Source organism: Pseudocolwellia antarctica (assembly GCF_049933045.1).
Classification (GTDB): Bacteria; Pseudomonadota; Gammaproteobacteria; order Enterobacterales; family Alteromonadaceae; genus Pseudocolwellia.
The window spans coordinates 4,054,134-4,072,650 of record NZ_CP187926.1 but is presented as its reverse complement, the minus strand read 5'-3'; the positions used below and the strand labels follow the sequence as shown (position 1 = coordinate 4,072,650).

The 18,517-nt window shown below is 37.5% G+C and carries 14 protein-coding genes; 9 read left to right on the top strand and 5 right to left on the bottom strand.

Annotated features, from left to right (window positions below; all coding sequences use genetic code 11):
* The first annotated feature begins 64 nt into the window (after positions 1–64).
* The 9 genes from ACPUVN_RS17670 (at position 65) to ACPUVN_RS17630 (ending at position 12,570) form a co-directional block, all read left to right on the top strand.
* Positions 65–2,503 (top strand): TonB-dependent receptor, encoded by a 2,439-nt coding sequence (locus ACPUVN_RS17670; RefSeq protein WP_426369552.1) that lies wholly within the window; start codon positions 65–67, stop codon positions 2,501–2,503.
* A gap of 88 nt (positions 2,504–2,591) precedes the next feature.
* Entirely contained in the window at positions 2,592–3,083 is a 492-nt protein-coding gene (locus tag ACPUVN_RS17665) for a nuclear transport factor 2 family protein (RefSeq protein ID WP_426369551.1), read from the top strand.
* A 14-nt stretch (positions 3,084–3,097) separates the two neighbouring features.
* Complete coding sequence (locus ACPUVN_RS17660) at positions 3,098–4,336, top strand: NRAMP family divalent metal transporter (RefSeq protein ID WP_426369550.1); 1,239 nt, start codon at positions 3,098–3,100, stop codon at positions 4,334–4,336.
* Between the two features lie 446 nt (positions 4,337–4,782).
* On the top strand, positions 4,783–5,868 hold the full coding sequence (locus tag ACPUVN_RS17655) for an XdhC family protein (RefSeq protein WP_426369549.1): 1,086 nt from the start codon (positions 4,783–4,785) through the stop codon (positions 5,866–5,868).
* Positions 5,865–6,530: a nucleotidyltransferase family protein gene (locus ACPUVN_RS17650; protein WP_426359001.1), complete on the top strand. Its 666-nt coding sequence runs from the start codon at positions 5,865–5,867 to the stop codon at positions 6,528–6,530. The genes ACPUVN_RS17655 and ACPUVN_RS17650 overlap by 4 nt, the downstream gene beginning before the upstream one ends.
* 423 nt (positions 6,531–6,953) lie before the next feature.
* Positions 6,954–8,633 carry a cation:proton antiporter gene (locus ACPUVN_RS17645; RefSeq protein ID WP_426369548.1) on the top strand — a complete coding sequence of 560 codons (1,680 nt, stop codon included), beginning with the start codon at positions 6,954–6,956 and terminating at the stop codon, positions 8,631–8,633.
* Between the two features lie 267 nt (positions 8,634–8,900).
* Positions 8,901–9,929 carry a hypothetical protein gene (locus ACPUVN_RS17640; RefSeq protein ID WP_426369547.1) on the top strand — a complete coding sequence of 343 codons (1,029 nt, stop codon included), beginning with the start codon at positions 8,901–8,903 and terminating at the stop codon, positions 9,927–9,929.
* Between the two features lie 13 nt (positions 9,930–9,942).
* Positions 9,943–10,560, top strand: a complete 618-nt coding sequence (locus ACPUVN_RS17635) for a hypothetical protein (protein WP_426369546.1) — start codon at positions 9,943–9,945, stop codon at positions 10,558–10,560.
* Positions 10,561–10,569: 9 nt separating this feature from the next.
* A complete protein-coding gene (locus tag ACPUVN_RS17630) occupies positions 10,570–12,570 on the top strand; it encodes a putative bifunctional diguanylate cyclase/phosphodiesterase (protein WP_426369545.1) in 2,001 nt (666 codons plus the stop codon).
* A 186-nt stretch (positions 12,571–12,756) separates the two neighbouring features.
* On the opposite strand, the gene ACPUVN_RS17625 is transcribed toward ACPUVN_RS17630, so the two are convergent.
* The 5 genes from ACPUVN_RS17625 to ACPUVN_RS17605 form a co-directional block, all read right to left on the bottom strand.
* Complete coding sequence (locus ACPUVN_RS17625; protein WP_426369544.1) at positions 12,757–13,764, bottom strand: ABC transporter ATP-binding protein; 1,008 nt, start codon at positions 13,762–13,764, stop codon at positions 12,757–12,759.
* A gap of 10 nt (positions 13,765–13,774) precedes the next feature.
* A complete protein-coding gene (locus ACPUVN_RS17620) occupies positions 13,775–14,605 on the bottom strand; it encodes a carbohydrate ABC transporter permease (RefSeq protein WP_426359007.1) in 831 nt (276 codons plus the stop codon).
* 4 nt (positions 14,606–14,609) lie between these two features.
* A complete protein-coding gene (locus ACPUVN_RS17615; RefSeq protein ID WP_426359008.1) occupies positions 14,610–15,482 on the bottom strand; it encodes a carbohydrate ABC transporter permease in 873 nt (290 codons plus the stop codon).
* A 67-nt stretch (positions 15,483–15,549) separates the two neighbouring features.
* Positions 15,550–16,860, bottom strand: coding sequence for an ABC transporter substrate-binding protein (locus tag ACPUVN_RS17610; RefSeq protein ID WP_426359009.1), 1,311 nt, complete (start codon positions 16,858–16,860; stop codon positions 15,550–15,552).
* 149 nt (positions 16,861–17,009) lie between these two features.
* Positions 17,010–18,290 (bottom strand): hypothetical protein, encoded by a 1,281-nt coding sequence (locus ACPUVN_RS17605; protein WP_426360519.1) that lies wholly within the window; start codon positions 18,288–18,290, stop codon positions 17,010–17,012.
* Between the last annotated feature and the right edge of the window lie 227 nt (positions 18,291–18,517).

Below are 18,517 nucleotides of genomic sequence, written 5' to 3'. Positions count from 1 at the left end.
GAATAAAAATCGACCTAATAAAAATAAAAAACAACTATAAAACAATTACAATCGGAGAATTATCATGAATAAATTTAAGAAGTTACCTCTTTGCTTAGCGATATTGTCTACATTTTCTATCGCTACCTCTACAATGGCGGAAGAAACAGCTACAAAGAGCACAAGCACCAAGTCTGACTTACAACAAAGTATGGAAGTCATCTCAGTAACAGCCAGACGACAAGAAGAAAATATTAAAACCACCCCTATCGCAGTTTCAGCTTTTACCGGTGAAGGATTAGAAGTAAGAGGCTTTCAGGACGTTAGTGACGTTGCCAAAGTAGCTCCTAATGTTGTTTTTGACGGAGCTTCTCCCGTTTCAGGTAATTCAGCCGCACCAAGTGTTTTTATTCGTGGTGTAGGCCAACTTGATTTCACCATCAACTCAGATCCTGGTGTAGGTATTTATGTTGATGGTGTTTATATGGCTCGCTCAGTGGGCGGCATTATCGATTTATTAGATCTAGAACGCGTCGAAGTTTTAAGAGGTCCACAAGGTACGTTATTTGGTCGAAATACCATAGGTGGAGCTATTCAACTTATTTCTAAAAAGCCCGATTTAGATGAGGTTAGTGGATTTGCCAAAGCGACTTATGGCAGTGATAACCGCAGAGAAGTTCAAGGCTCAGTTAACTTACCTATTGGCGATACTTCAGCAGTAAAACTTACTGGTTTAGTTAAGAAAAGAGATGGTTATGTTGAAAATGCTATTGGTCAAGATTTAGGTGACGACAATACCTATTCACTTCGTGGTCAATACAGATGGAAACCAAACGATGCTTGGGAAACCAATCTAAATGTAGATTACACCCGAGATGACGAAAATGGTGCCGCCAATGTGTCGGTAACAGGTCATCCAAATGGCGCTATACCTTATCGTTTCAACACAGGAGACAACTTTGGTTGTGGCGCTCCTGATGATGGCTTAACCTTTCTGAGTAATGGTGATTTAAATACCACAACGCCAGCTTACTCTAACTACATCACCCATGTTGATGCGAATCCTGATAGCTGTTTTGGCGTAAACGCGCTTAATTCGGATAAAGATAAAACCAACTCAACAACACCATCGGTTTCAATCAACGAAATATTCGGTGCTTCTCTTTCCGTTGAATATGACATGGATGAAATATCATTCAAATCAGTTACTGCATACCGCGAGCTAGAATCTAAATTCCAACGTGATTCAGACCTTACGCAGTTCCATGTTTTTGATACCATTAATTATCAAGATCAAGACCAGTTTAGCCAAGAATTTAACGTTTCAGGTAAGCATGAAAAATTAAAATGGTTAGCAGGTTATTACTATTTCAGTGAATCAGCAATTGAAGATGTAAACGTTGTTTTGCCTGCAGAAAGCAGAACGATTTTGATCCGTGGATTATTTGATAATGCCGTAGAAAACGATAACTGGGCAATCTTCGGTGAGGCCACTTACGATGTAACAGAACGCTTTCATTTAACCGCAGGGTTACGTTACACGGAAGAAGAAAAAACCTATAAAACCAGTCAAATATTTGGTTTTAACGGCGATGCACCTTCGCCACTTTATAATCCAACAGGCTTTGACATTATTTCAGTAGATGACTACTTAGCTGCTGGCTTACCTGCCTTAGTCACTTTAGTTGAAGACGATACCAAAACAGATATCTCTGATACAACGGTACGTATAACAGCCGCCTACGATGTAAGTGATAAAATATTTACTTATGCCACATTCTCTCAAGGTTTCAAATCAGGTGGTTTTAATCCTCGTTATTTAGCACCAACAGGTTTGGGTAATGATGACCCAAGCGACGATTTAAAAGCTATCAGCTACGATCCTGAATATGTCGATATGATAGAAATTGGCGCCAAATTTACCTTTGATAATGGTGTTTCTTTAAATCTTGCTGCATTCCAAATGGATTATGAGGACATGCAAGTGAGCGCAAGTACACCAAGTAGCTCAGGCGCAACAGTTACAGACAATGCCGCCAGCGCGAGTATTGATGGTATAGAAGCTGAGTTTTCTTGGTTTGTTACTGACGATTTTGTTGTTGAAGGTAGCTTAGGTTTATTAGATGCTAAATATGACGAGTTAGATGATTCGGTAGAGTTTTCTTGTTTACCTAATTGTGACCTAGCCCGTATTCCAGATACGACTGCTAGTTTAAATATGGTTTACTACAGTGAGCTTTCTCAAGGTGGTACTTTAATGTCTCGTCTTGATTTGTCTTATAAATCGAGCGTAGAAGGTGATGCTAATAACGCACCTGAAGTTGTTCATCCTAGCCAAAGCATCGCAAATGCAAGTATCACTTACACTAGCCAAGAAGAAAGCTGGATAGTAACTGGCGGTGTAACTAATTTGTTTGATGAAGAATACATTACCTCTTCAAACAATAACCCTCGTTTGTCTTACTCAGAAGTTATTTATGGTCGAGGAACTGAAGCATACATTAGCGTTAAGCGCGTATTCTAAGTTCTTTTTCAGAGGTATATCAAATTATTGTTATACCTCTGTTTTCCTTAAGTTTCCTTCAACTCCCCCAAGCCAAGACTATAATCCTATGAAGTTTTTATACTTATTTATATCCGTTGCTCTTTTATTTAGTCACAGTGCAGCGGCAAATACTCCTTCTACACTTAATAAAATTGTTCAATCAGGTAACTCTATTTGCGAGGAAACAATACGCGCATATCCTAAACTACGAGATAATGGCCCAATTAAAGAGTACGGTACTTTGTTTAGTGAAAATTCATTATTTGAAGTTAAAAAGCTCGGCATATCTTTGAAAGGACGCGAGCAAATTACAGACCGATTAAGCATAGCGTTAGCAACAACAAAAACTCATCATATTGTAAATGACGTACACTTAAACTTATTTAGTGATGATACATATCATGCTAAATCATTTTTCGCTCTTACTTTATTAAAAATCACTGAGCCAAAGTCAGCAACGATGAATATAACGGGTCACTATCAAGACGTACTTCATTTTGACGGAAAACACTGTGAAATTGTTTCTCGTCAGGTTAATCTCGATCCACAAACTCCATAATATAGGAAGTTAATATGTTTGCATTATTAGGGCGCTTAGGTCCTGGGATAGTTTTCGCTGCCATGGCGATAGGCGTATCTCATCTTGTTCAATCAACCCGAGCGGGTGCCGAATATGGTTTGAGTTTATTGGCTCTTGTTATTTTAGCTTCACTGTTAAAATACCCATTATTTCGTTTTGCTGTGCAATATTCAGCGATCACAGGTAAATCTCTGTTGTACGTTTATAAAGACACAGGATTTTATGCCAAATGGTTGCTGATCATATCAGTGCTTATCGACTTATTTATATCGACTGCTGCGGTAGCCTTATTAACTGCGGGCGTTATCAAGTATGTACTTGGTTTGTCCTTAGCTGATATATGGGTTGTACTCATCGTTTTTGCTTGTTTATGTAGCCTATTAATCGCCTCTGGGTATGGGCTTTTCGAGAAGTTTTCGAAATTTATGGTGTTTACATTCACTATACTCTGCTTTATCACCGTAGCGATTATTGCGCCTGATGGCTTTAATAGCACGACATCACTATTTCCAAATATTGAAATTACCTCTGGGTTCTTGCTATTTTTAGTGGCGATGGCTGGTTGGATGCCGAATCCGCCAAGTGCTTCTTTCTTTTTATCTGCGTGGTCAGCGGTAAAGCATAATAAAGATCATTCAGATACTGAAGCTAAGCAAAATGTTAAAAACGTCTTGTTCGATATTAATACGGGTTACATTATTACTATCATTATCGCTATTTGCTTCGTTTTTATTGGCGCGGTACTTATCTATAGAACAGGCGTCGAATTTCCTCAGTCATCGCCAGCAGGCTTTGCAAAGTTTTTGATATCTCTCTTTACCGATACGATGGGGCAATGGGTTTTTCCTATTATTGGCACTACAGCCATTGTGGTTATGGTATCAACGCAATTTGCCTTGATGGATGGTTCACCACGTATGCTGAGTAGAATTTTCACCAGTGATCAAGACAATAAGTTTCTCTATATTGCCTTTTTATTGATGCAATTTACGGGGGTAATGGTGATCATTTATTTTTTCACTTCTTCGTTTGGAGTGTTCATAGATTTTGCGACCAGTATCAGTTTTACCACAGCACCTTTTATCGCAATACTTAACCATAAAGCCATGATATCCGATGAAATACCTGTCGAACACCGCCCATCATTTTTACTTCAACTGTGGAGTGTTATTGGCATCATCACCATGTTTGCCGCTGGCGGATATTTCTTATATATGAAATTGCTCGGCTAGATTTATTCACTAACCTCTTTCATAACATCATCATCCGATAATCCAATATCAATCTGGATTATCGGAATATATGCCTGAATTTAGCTTACGAGACCAACTTCTTACCTTATAAATGTTTAGCATTTTGAACGTGCTTCTACTTTTGTTAAATTTCCAATAAACCGTTAACCTATGTTCACTTCATGCTAAGTAATACCAAACGGATTAAGTAAATGGCTTTATCATGTTTATGTCATCGTCTTTATGTGAATATAAAATAAAAACTAATCCCTAAACAACTAACTCGTTATATAATTCGTTAACCCGAATATAGATTATATTAACGATCTAAAGGGACGAAAAACATGACACAAACAATCATTATTAACGAAAAACCAGCACGACTAGCCGAGTCTGGCATTTTATTTTTTAAACGCTTTTTTAAACCATAAGTTGTATAAATTTTTATGAGTAATCATCTGTCACACTTACTCGCTAAGTGGTATCCCAACCGAGATAATTCCGATTGGGTTTTAGCGACCATTTACGACACTCGTGGTCCTTGCTACAGAAAGCCTGGAGCCATAATGCTATTTAGCAGCCAAGGCGATCAACTGGGTATGCTAAGTGGCGGTTGTTTAGAGTCAGATATTGGTATTAATGCCCGCAAAGTTATGCAAACAGGTCAATCGATTTTGGTTTGCTACGATGGCTCTGATGAAGACGACTTATCTTTTCATCTCGGCATTGGCTGTGGTGGCACTATCTACATCATGCTGCAGCAAATTAACCAAAACAATAACTACTTAGCCTTAGATCAAGTACATAATGCACTTAGGCAACGTATATCAGGTTATTACTACCAAAGTATTGTTAAGCGCAATGTAACCGATAAACAAACTGAACAAGCTTATTTTGAAGCTGAAGATATTACTGATCTTTCGGCAACGGCTGCTTTAGCTGAATCAGCTAATCCTCCTCATCAAGTAACTTCTGATACAAACGGCACTAATAAAGATACCTTAACTGATGATCAAAATACTGATTGGCTAGCTTCTCCTATAATCCCTGAACCGCATCTTTTAGTTGTAGGTGGTGGTATTGATGCCCGACCTTTAGTGAATATAGCTCAGCAGTTAGGTTGGAAAGTGTCTTTGTGGGATCCACGTCCAGCTAATGCACGGAAAGAATATTTCTCAAGCGTCGACAATATTATAAAAGGCGATGCGAGCGTACTTACTTCGTTTGCTGGTCAGGAAGATGTGAATGCTGCGGTATTGATGAGCCATAATATTGAAATTGATGCCCAAGCACTGCAAGCCTTAGCCACAAGTCAGCTGAAATACTTAGCCTTACTTGGACCTAATAACAGAAAACAGCAAGTTATTACCCAAGCTAAAGTTAACGAACAAAGCTTACCTTTTGTTTTTGCTGGACCTGCAGGTTTAAGTATTGGCGGAACCTTGCCTGAAAGCATCGCTCTAGCAATACTTTCAGAATGTCATGCCAGTTTACACAACAAAAAAGCGCAATCGATAAGCCATGTTTTATGAGTAACAATGACTATCACTTAAACGTTATTCTACTCGCAGCAGGTAAAAGTGAGCGCTTTAATGGCATCAAACTATTATCAGAAGTAAGTAATAAGCAAACGTTAATAGCGACATCTGAACTTAAAGAGCATCCATCAACCTTAATTGAACAAGTGTTAAATCAGCTAGGTAATGCTCTGTACGAATTAAACATAGCTGACAATAACTTGCAGGTAGCCACAGGGCTTTATCATCAACAATTGTCGGCTTTAATTGGCGATCGCTATCATATTCATTATTGTGAAAACGCCCATCTAGGTTTAGGACATACGATTGCTCAATCAGTATCTGAAATACTTGAAGCACAAGGTACAGCGAAGCCAAGTCATATAATGATCGCCCTTGCAGACCAAGTAGCTTTAACTGCTGATGACTACATTCGTTTAATTGAGCAGTCACAATCCACACCTGACAAATTGGTTTGCGCTCAAGCTGAACAAGAATTGATGCCTCCTGCTATTTTTCCACAGCGTTACTTTAAAGAACTCACCACGCTGCATGGAGATAAAGGCGCTAAAGCCCTCCTCCATAAAAATAAAGAGAATCTACAGCCCGTATTATTAAATAGTGCGGCTATCGATATTGATACTCAGCAAGATCTTATAGATTGGTTAGATAGATAAGCGCTAATTTCAATGCGTGATGGTTAATGTCTGATGTTTAATGCTTGATGGTTAATGTTTGATTGATTGATAAGGTTTGATGCCTAGTGGTAAATATAGGATCCTGAATAGGAAGATTACATGTAATAGTAAACGCTTAAAAACTAGCCTGCGCCTCTTTCTCGAACAACTCTCCATACAACTTTAGATACAAGTTTTCATATCAGTAATCACCCAACTTCTACATCAACGTTTAACTCAACTCTTCGCACTAAAACAGTGCTTAATTTCCCTAATTGAGTAGTAATCTGAATCGCTTAAATTAGTTATATTATTTGATATTTTATCTGTCTGAATAATAAGTGCTTTTACACTAAAAATACCTTTATCTTATGGTGTATTTTTTGCATAATTCATAACAAACACTTCATTTAAGGAGCCAAAATGGACTCTACTCTTACTATTCTTGCAGTTTCATTAGCGCTAGCAAGTGTTTTAAATATCATACTGACCAAGTTTTCTATCTCGCATATTATCGGCTACATAGTTACAGGTACGATTATCAGTATTATATTCAGTATCGATGGTGGAGCAGCCGACAGCCACAACTCACTCGATCTTATTGGTGAATTTGGTATCGTCTTCTTAATGTTTACGATTGGCTTAGAGATGTCTTTCGCCAAACTTCATAAATTGAAATACCTCATATTTTTCAATGGTTTTATGCAAGTCGCCTTATGTTCCATATCCATATTTTGTTTGGCTTATTTTGCTTTTTCCGTTGATGTAACTTCATCAGTTATTATCTCCTTAGCGTTTAGCCTCTCTTCCACGGCTATCGTATTGCCGTATTTGAAAAAATCGAAAGATATAATCACGCCTTATGGTGAGAAGTCTGTTGCAGTGCTTATCTTCCAAGACATTGCCGTTATTCCTATTTTATTACTTATCAGCTTTTTAGCTGACGATAGCTTACCCCTAAGCGACATTCTGCTTAAAACCGCGCTATACGGCACAATTATCATAGTATTTATGTTTACTATTGGTAAACGAATTATCGCTTGGTTATTACATTTCTCATCTAAAGCACAAATGGAAGAACTGTTTTTAGGCTCAGTATTTACCATTGTATTAGGTACGTCGCTTATCGCCCATGCATTTGGTTTTAGTTATTCTTTAGGCGCATTTATCGCAGGGATGATCATTGCTGAAACTAAGTTTCATTTAAAAGTAGAAGCCGATATTGCCTCATATAAAGACTTATTATTAGGTGCCTTTTTCTTCTCAATCGGCACCAAAATAGATGTGTCTTATTTTGCGAGTAACTTCTTTATTGTGTTGTCGTTACTTGTATTAGTTATGTTGATTAAAGCTATTATTATCTTCTTATTAATTAGACATAAATCTAATAAAAGTGAGTCAGTTAAGTCAGCCATTGCCTTGTGTCAGATTGGTGAATTCTCGTTTGCGATTTTTACCCTAGCAGGTAATCAAAATATTATTACGCCGGAACTACAAAGCTCGTTAATTCTGATAACAGTATTATCGATGATAGTGACACCGTTTATGGTGAACAATATATATAAGATTGCCGCTTTATTTGCAGAAGACTTTTTTGAATCAGATAAAATTACGCCGATTGACGCATCAGGTCACACCATTATTTGTGGTTTCGAAATTTTAGGTAAAATTGTTGCTCGCAAATTAGAAAAGAATAACGTTAAATTTTATATTATTTCAGATAACTTACAGCACGTTTTAGTGGCAAGAGAACGCGGTTATATCGCCTATTTTGGTCATTTAGATAAACTCCCCGTATTAGATTCGTTAAAAGTTAAAGACTCTCACTCGGTGATTTTAACTCTTGATTCTCTCGTGACTAAACAAGTGATCATCGAAGCGGTTTTAGGTTACTACCCAGACGCTAATATCATTACTCAAGTGAATACACGTAAAGAGAAACTTGCTTTAAATAAATTCAAAATTAATTCACTTATTCACGCAAGAAACGAAATAGCAATGTTAATGGTTAATGAAAGTATTAGTGAGAATATAATAGAACCTACAGTATTAAATGAAGTTGATACCGCCAATAAATCACTCGTAGATGAGCTCAAACCTTAAGTTATAACCTGAACTTAAAATTTATCATTTTACTTTTAACATCAAATAAAAAATGATGGTCTGTTGTTTATAAAGGCCATTATTTGTTAAATAAATGATGTAATCTTACTCTTCATACCTTTAATTATTTATGAAGAAAACATATTTAACTCAACCAAGATGTTAATTCTGTACTACAATAAAAGAACAACTTACACCTATGTTTATATCTATAGATTTAATCTATTACTTTTTTCTGTACATAAACCGATTTAAAAATATAAATTTATGAATAAAATATTATTAGTTCTCTTAATTCTTATCCAGACAGGCTTATTGTTGTTTTCTCAACAATCTGTTGCTAGTCCTGAAGAATCAGACTTTTTAGGTGAGAATAGTCGTTGGACTATTGATGCTTCAACCCGTATTACTCATAACATAGACAAAGAACATAGCACCTTCATGCATGCTATCGGATTAGATATACATAAAGTATTTAGTAACGACACATCAGATATTGGCACATTACTCTTTCAGCCTTACATCGTAAGAATAAATAACAATAACAACCCTTCACTTACTTTCGACGATGGTAACGACACAGAAATAACATGGCGTATGGTTAATTTTAACTATACAGGGTTAAGCCAAGGTCAATTCAACATCAGAGTTGGACATTTTGAAGTACCTTTTGGTCTGGAGTATCAATTAGATACTAATGGTACATTACGCCAGTTCACCATCAGTGACCGAGGTATAAAAGGTGATTGGGGCGTTTCAGTAAATGGTATATTGCCTCTATTTGAGTACGAAATAGCTATTACTCGTGGCTCGGGTAATGAAATAAGAAGCCATGGTAACCCACACATATTTTCAGGGCGAATAGGCACACTAAGCAATAAAAACATGGTTGCTGGCTTGTCGTGGTTTACTGGTGATGTCTTAGGTAGAAATGGCGTAACTCAACGACAGAAGTTGGGAATTGATGCGTCTTACTATTATTATCAATGGCAATTCAAAGCGGAATCTTCTGTGGGCTCTACTGCAAAAAATGATACTGTGAATGCTTTAATTGAAGCGCTTTGGATGAACCCTAGAGAAAGCTTATCTAGCTATATTCAACTAGGCTATCAAAGCACTGAAATTAATCACGAAATCAGTAATGCAACGCAATCAACAAGTTATTGGCTAGCAGGGGTTCAATGGTTAGATCAAAATGGTTTCGATATTAGTGCTCAATATAAGCATAAACTAGAAGATACAGCTACAATAGAGATAGACCCCGTATTAAGCGTTCAACTTAGATATAGAATGTAGTGGTAAGTAATATATGCTAAATAAACTCAAATTTTTACTGCTTGTTATACTTGTAGAAGTAGTAACGTTATCATCTGCGAATGCAGCTTTTTGCTCTTTAAGAGATCCTGTTTCAGCCATTCAAATGCTTTATGATGACGGTTATGAGTTTCGTTCATTAGTGTCTACCATAACAGAAGAAGATCGCTTAACGCTTAAAGACGAACTCTCGTTCACACTTCATCAAAGTGAGGTGGGTCAACATACCTTATATGTACTGTCTAAAAATAATAAACATGTTGGATTTTTACAAGCTCGATCAGAGTGGGCTAAATGGGGCTTAGTAGAAATAGCATGGGCAATAAACGTAGATCGCAGTATTAAAGGTTTTCATTATCAGCGTTGCCGTAGCCCAGAATGTAATGAGAATACTATTAAGAATATTAACGCCGTTTTAAAAGATAAGTCTTTCTCACAACTACAAGCTTTACTGAGTGAAAACGGGGAAGAACTTTCTGATGAAGGTAAAAAAGCTTTTCAACAAACACCTCGACTGGCTTTATTAACTTTACGCTCAGCCTTAAAAACTCTCGCGATTACTGATATCAGCTGGAAAGGTGAAATTGATAAAATTACACACCTTGAGCAATAAAGGTTTTTAATGAGAATTCGTAGCTATTTAGCCATATTAGTGATCACCGGGCTACTAGGCGCTTACGCTTTAGAGCAAGTTATTGCTTATCACTTTACTCATGTGCAAGCCTTAGCAGACAAATACAACAAAAGTATGTTGTTGGCAAAAGATCTTGAACGTATAGAAAACAGCGCAGCTCAATTTTTAGTATCGACTGATCTGGTTGTAGCCTCTGGAAATACCTATCTTATTTACGGCTCAAAAAATATGGGCTATTACTTAAGTAATGAATTAACTGAAATATCTGTTGATAGTTATTTCAAGAAATTTGATACCCAAATCCAACGTTCCATTATAAATATCAAAAAAATAGATAAGTATTTAGACATTATTGGAGATATTCCTCCGAACGAATTAGAAACACGCTTAGGACATTTACTTGATGAATACGATCCTATTAGTTTAACCCTATCGCAAGACATTCAATTTCTCTTAGAAGAAACTAATAACCTCATAATTCAAGACGCGACTGAACTCAAACAAGAAAAACTTTTCATGAATACGGTAGTCTGGGTTGGTCGTGGTGTATTCTTCTTATTTGTTATTCTCTTATGGTCGTGGGCTAATAGAAAAATCTGCAAACCTATCAATGGTTTAATAGTTTCATCTCATAAAGCATTAGCTGGCGGCAGTTTTAAAGCCGTTAAAAATGCTCCGACTGAGATAATGGAATTAAGTAACGATTTTAAGTTTCTAACGCATACTTTATCTCATCAAGCATCACACGACCCTCTCACTGAACTCAACAACCGTAGAGCCTTTGAGCGTGAGTTAAACAACATAATAGAAGACAATGAACATCGGTACTTTTTATGTTTTATCGATTTAGACTATTTTAAAACCATTAACGACTCATGTGGCCATGCCGCAGGCGATGAAATATTAATAAATGTTGCACGTATACTTAAAGACAATGTCCGCAGTTACGATACCGTTGCTCGCTTAGGTGGTGATGAGTTTGCTATTTTAATTAAGCATTGTGAAGAAGCTAAAGCCCTTAAGATTGCCAATCAAATCAAAGCAGATATTAATCAGTTAACTTATCAATGTGAAACAGAAACCTTCAAGCTAAGTGCAAGTATTGGTGTTGCTCCAAAAACACCAAAAAGCACAACCACAGACTTGTTACACGCGGCAGACGTAGCCTGCAGTTTAGCTAAAAGCTCTGGTAGAAACACAGTACACTTATTTGATATTAATGATGTTGATGTAAGCGAGCAACAGCAAGACATGCAGTCTGTTCATCAAATAAATAATGCCATTGCTAACGGCTCATTTGTTTTATACAAACAAGATATTGTGCCTTTACAACAACAGAACACAGGTAAGTATTTTGAAATATTAGTAAGAATGCTTGATAGCCAAGGCGGCATAGTTAGCCCCGCAAGTTTCTTTCCTATTGCCGAGCGCTACAAACTCAGCAGTAAAATAGATCTTTGGGTGATTAATGCAGTTTATGATTATTTTGTTGAACACAGTGATCAAGTTAAAGACATTGCCACTATTTCAATTAATTTATCGGGTCATTCATTAACCGATAACGAGCTAGAAAGCTTCATAATTAACAAGTTCACTCATAGTAAGTTACCTGCAGATAAATTCTGTTTCGAAATTACTGAAACAGCCGCTATCACGAATACAAAGCGGGCTCGCTTGTTCATGGACAACATAAAAGCTTTAGGCTGTAGGTTTGCCTTAGACGACTTTGGTAGTGGACATTCGTCATATGCTTACATTAAAGAATTGCCTACCGACATAATAAAAATAGACGGTGCGTTTATCACCAACATGCTGGACAACCCATTAGACTACACTACAGTGAAGTCTATTTGCGAAATAGCTAAAGCTGCAGGACAAGAAATTGTTGCTGAATTTGTAGAAGAAGAGAATGTTGTTGAGGCATTAACTCAGCTAGGCGTAGATTATGCGCAAGGCTATTACTTTGATAAGCCAGAGCCTCTTATCTGATTTGTTCTATAGCGTTTATATTTTCTCTTACTGCTGCCTACATCACTTTCCCTAATACAAATACCTCATGCAAAGATTCATAATCTACAGACAATAAAAAAACTGAACCCTGCTCCCACAGAATTCAACTTTTCTTTAACTGTTACCTAGCTTTAACTCAGTCGCTATATTGCATAGCTTTAGCCATTAGCTTCTTTTAATACAGGTTCCATCTGCTAAGAAATAATGTCTTTGCTCAGAGACTGCGCTTAAATAAATAGTATCACCATATTCAAACGGACAATCGCCATCAGCACGTACCGTTAGCTTACCTACATTTTCAACATTTACATGTAAGTATGTTTCAGAACCTAAACGTTCAGATACGCCAACAACGCCTTTCCATGAACCTTCTTCAGTTGAGATGGTGAAGTGCTCAGGACGAACGCCTATTGAATCAACATCATCTTCTGCTGACTCTTCCATCGGAATAAAATTCATTTTTGGCGAACCAATAAAGCCAGCAACAAACTTATTCTTTGGATTTTTATAAAGCTCAAGTGGCGAACCTACTTGTTCAATCTGACCTGCATTTAATACCACTATCTTATCAGCCATCGTCATCGCTTCTACCTGATCATGTGTTACGTAAATCATGGTAGTTTTAAGATCTTTATGTAACTGAGATATTTCTAAACGCATATTCACACGTAAAGACGCATCTAAATTTGATAATGGTTCATCAAATAAGAAAGCTGAAGGTTCCCTTACAATAGCACGACCAATAGCAACACGTTGGCGTTGACCACCCGACAATTGCCCTGGTAAGCGATCTAAATAATCAGTTAGGTTTAGCACATCAGCAATTTGATTCACTTTTTGTGCAATAACGTCTTTGTCTAACTTAGCGCGCTTTAAAGGAAACGCAATATTATTGCGTACCGACATATGCGGATATAAAGCATACGATTGAAACACCATAGCCAAACCACGCTTAGCTGGAGCTAAGTTAGTCGCGTCTACGCCATCAATCATAATTTGACCGCTACTTACATCTTCAAGACCTGCAATAAGACGTAATAACGTTGATTTACCACAACCCGATGGACCAACGAAAACAACAAATTCGCCTTCTTCAATATCCAAATCTAACGGACGAATAACTTCATGTTGATCAAAGTTTTTTGTAACTTGTTTTAAAGAAATGCTACCCATAATAATGTTCCTATTTTACTGCGCCGAAAGATAAACCACGAACTAACTGCTTTTGGCTAAACCAACCTAAAATAATAATAGGCGCGATAGCTAAGGTAGAAGCTGCTGATAATTTTGCATAAAACAGTCCTTCAGGACTTGAGTAACTTGCAATAAAAGCGGTTAAAGGCGCGGCTTTTGCCGCAGTTAAAATTAATGTCCAAAATGCTTCATTCCACGCGAGAATGATATTTAGTAATAATGTAGACGCTATGCCTGGCAATGCGATAGGCGCTAATACGTAAAGTATTTCTTCACCTATTGTTGCTCCATCCATGCGCGAAGCTTCTAAAATCTCACCGGGTATTTCTTTGAAATAGGTATATAACATCCAAGTCATAATAGGTAAGTTTATCAAGGTCATAATAATGACTAAGCCTGTTAACGAATCTAATAAACCTAAGTCTCTAAATAACAAATAAATAGGAATAAGTACGCCAACAGGTGGTAACATTTTTGTAGATAACATCCACATCAATATGTTTTTAGTGCGCTTGTTAGGATTAAAAGCCATTGACCAAGCTGCTGGTACCGCAATGATTAATCCAAGTAAGCTTGAACCAACAGATATCACCACTGAATTCCAAAAATGTCTGAAATAAGGTGAGCGTTCCATAACATCTCGGTAGTTCTCAAGCGTCCAATCAAAAAAGAACAACGAAGGTGGTGCTGTAATAGCTTCAGCTTCGGTTTTAAAACTTGTTAAAAAAGTCCACAGTATTGGGAAAAATATCGCAGTACTAATTAACCAAGCAAGTCCCGTGTAAAATATTTTACTTCGGTTAGAATTTTTAATAGACATCTTCTTACCCCTCTATGTTCTTGCCGATCATACGCATCAAGAAAATCGCTACTATATTGGCAATAATAACGGCGACTAACCCACCTGCTGATCCCATACCAACATCAAATTCAAGTAATGATTGTGAATAGATTAAGTAACTAATATTGGTTGACGAATTACCTGGACCACCACCTGTAGTCACTAATATTTCAGCGAATATAGACAACAAGAAAATAGTTTCAATTAATACAACTGCGGTCATTGCTCGTGACAAGTGAGGTAATACCATAAATCTGAATCGGCTAAATTTACCTGCACCATCCAGTTCAGCTGCTTCAAGTTGTTCGCGATCAAGCGATTGAATAGCCGTTAGCAAAATAAGCGATGCAAACGGTAACCACTGCCACGACACAATAATAATAATTGAGGCTAACGGCATTTGAGATAGAAAATCGATAGGCTCAAAACCTAGCGAAGTAGCAAAATAAGCAAATAACCCATTAACAGGATTCATAAACATATTTTTCCACACTAATGCAGACACGGTAGGCATTACAAAGAAAGGTGCTAACACCATAATGCGAACAAAGTTTCTACCGTAAATAGCTTGGTCTAGTAATATGGCTAAGCCAGTACCACCGACTAAGGTAATAAACAAAACACCCACAACGAGTATGATGGTATTAAAAAAAGATTCAAGAAATGCGGGATCTGTTAAAAAGAACTCGTAGTTAAGTAAACCAATAAAGTCATGCTCACCTGGCATGAACAAATTGTAATCCAAGAATGAAAAATAAATGGTCATTACTAAGGGAACAATCATCCATATCAGTAATAATATTACTGCGGGTGATAACATTGCGCGAGCCAGTGCTCTAGAGTTGTTAGTAGCCATTATGTACTCCTAAAATTATAATAAGTTGTATAACGAGATGCATATTCACACCTCGTTATACATAGGCTTAATTTTTCGGATAACCAGCTTTACGCATAGAGCGCTTAACTAACTTCTGAGAACGGGCCAAACCTTCTTTTACTGACATTTGACCAGCAAGAACAGCAGATAGTTGACGACCAACAGCAGTTCCTATTCCCTGAAACTCAGGGATAGCAACATACTGAATGCCAACATATGGAACTGGGTCAACGGTTGGGTTATTCGGATCCGCAGCATTGATCGAGTCTAATGTTATTTGTGCGAAAGGAGACGCTTCCATATAAGCAGGGTTGTTATATAAAGATTGACGAGTTCCAGGAGGAACTTTCGCCAAACCTTTTTCTTTAGCAACCAAAGCTAAATATTCTTTAGACGTCGCCCAGCTAACAAATTTCATCGCAGCATCAGACTTCTTCGTACTTGCAGGAACAGCTAGAGACCATGCCCACAACCAGTTACCACGTTTACCTAGACCATTATCAGGTGCTAAGGCAAAACCAACTTTATCTGCAACTTCCGAATCTTCAGGGTTACTTACAAATGAACCCGCAACAGTTGCATCTATCCACATACCACATTTACCCGTTTGGAATAATGCTAGGTTTTCATTGAAACCGTTAGATGATGCGCCTGGAGGACCATAGTTTTGTAATAACGAAACATAATAATCAACCGTGTCGTGCCACGCTTTACTGTCTAATTGCGGCTCCCACTTTTGATCGAACCATTTAGCGCCGAACGAGTTAGACATAGCCGTAAGTAACGCCATGTTCTCGCCCCAGCCAGCTTTACCGCGTAAACAAATACCATAAACATTATTGGCTTTATCTGTCATTGCTGCGGCAGCTTCTTTAATAAACTTCCACGTTGGCTCTTTAGGCATTTTTAAACCAGCTTTCGCTAGTAAGTCAGTTCGGTACATTACCATCGAACTTTCAGCATAAAACGGCGCAGCATGTAGCTTGTCGTTTACTGTTAATCCATCTCTTACGGCTGGCAGTAAATCATCAATATCGTAATTAGCATCAAGCTTGTCTAAAGGTAATAACCAACCACGCTTTGCCCAAATTGGCACTTCATAAGTACCAATCGTCATTACATCGTATTGACCGCCTTTAGTTGCTACATCTGTTGTAACACGTTGACGTAGAATGTTTTCTTCAAAAGTAACCCATTCTAAATCTATACTAGGGTTCTTTTTGGTAAAGTCATCACTTAACTCTTTCATAATGACCATGTCGCCATTATTTACAGTGGCTATTGTTAGCGTTTCAGCTAAAGCAGGTAGGCTTACAGTTAGTGCCGCACACATTGCAATACATAATTTATTTAACATATCTTTTTCCTATTCTTTAGATGAGAGTGAAGAAAGAAAAGACTTTCTTACAATCAGAATTAGAGGTGTCAGTGACCATGCCTGTATGAAATATCATCATACGATGAAATTAACATAACAGACCGGTCATATTTTGAGCAAATATAAGTTTAAAACTTAACAGAAATCTCAGACGTGAAACCGTCAAACCCTGCGCCAATTTGGCCGCCAGAGTTAACACCCTCATCTTGATCAACATACTCGAACTTCAAAAGCGTTTTGTCATTGAACCAATAACCAGCAGCGATCTGAAGACGTTCAACAGTATTGTCAACCTGTTCGATAAGTTCAGAGGTATTTTCAGCTTCTGCGTAGCGAGCTGCTACATAAAGCTTGTTAGGAATTAGATAATGTTGTGCTTCTAAACTGAAGTACTCAACTTTTGACTCACCTTCAATAACCGTTGAAGAATCAAATGTAGTACCTGCAGCATCAGCAACCCCATCAGTGCCTAAATACGTGATGCCAGCTACTGCATTACCTGCAGCATCAGCAAAAGTATAATCATCAGTTGTTTGACCAATCATGAAGATAAGGCTTGTATTAGGGTTAGGTTGGTAGGCTAAATTTAATTGAATAATTTGCTGTTCAAGACCTGGTAACGCGCCAACATGCGTATCACGTTCGCTTGAAGGAGAAGCAGAGAAATTATAGTTTTCACCATCACCAAAGCGATAGTTAGTTGTTGTTAAACCGTCAAGGCTTGCAACGCCGTTTTCAAAGCGTAATTGATCGCCTTGGTTAGCTTGGAAAAAGTTTAAGCCCGCTTTAAAACCACCTTCAAACTCAAGAGTACCTTGAATTCGGTAGTTAAAACCGCGATCTTCTTGGAAGGCTTCACCAAAGCTTGATGTTGTCATGTGAGCTGCAACGTTATAAGCACGAATAACACCGCTTTCAAAAGATTTGCTGTAACTTAACTGTGCACCGTTTTCTGCAGTTGCATAATCGGTCATACCGTTACCAATTAATGCATTACCTTGGTTATCAGCTCCATCTTGGAAACCTTTAAATTGGAAAGGAGCGGCACCAATGTTACCTACACGTAATGTTAAATCTGAATCTTCACTCTCTCTACCTGTCATCCCAAGTAATTCAAATTCGATACCGGCAAAATCTTGGTGGAATGAAAAGTCACGGTCGCCGTTATTACCGAAGTCATTTGGCTCTTCAGCAATATCTACATCGGCAGTAATAAATTCTGTGATATGAAACTTAAGTTGTAAATTTACTCTTAAACGACCAAAGCCGTCAGACTGCTCTTCGTCTACAGGACGAAACGCGCCTTCTTTTGCTTGAATTGATTGGTAGTTTTGTAATGCTAAAAAGTTAACTTCTGCTAGACCGTCAAGAAATACAGCAGCTTGAACAGAAGGAGCTGAAACAGCCATAACTGCAGCGGCAACTAAGCCTATTTTACAAATTTTAGATGGTGTTTTTTGAACAGTTTCTTTAGATATATAGTTTTTGAACATGATGTTTCCCCAATTTTATGTTTTAAAGCTAAGAAATGGCATTCTGTGTACTGCTATTATTTGCCAAACTATGCTCTTCCCCGAAAGAGCGATAACTTAATTTCACTTCAAAAACCCAAAGTGAGCATAAGCCCAAGCCAAGG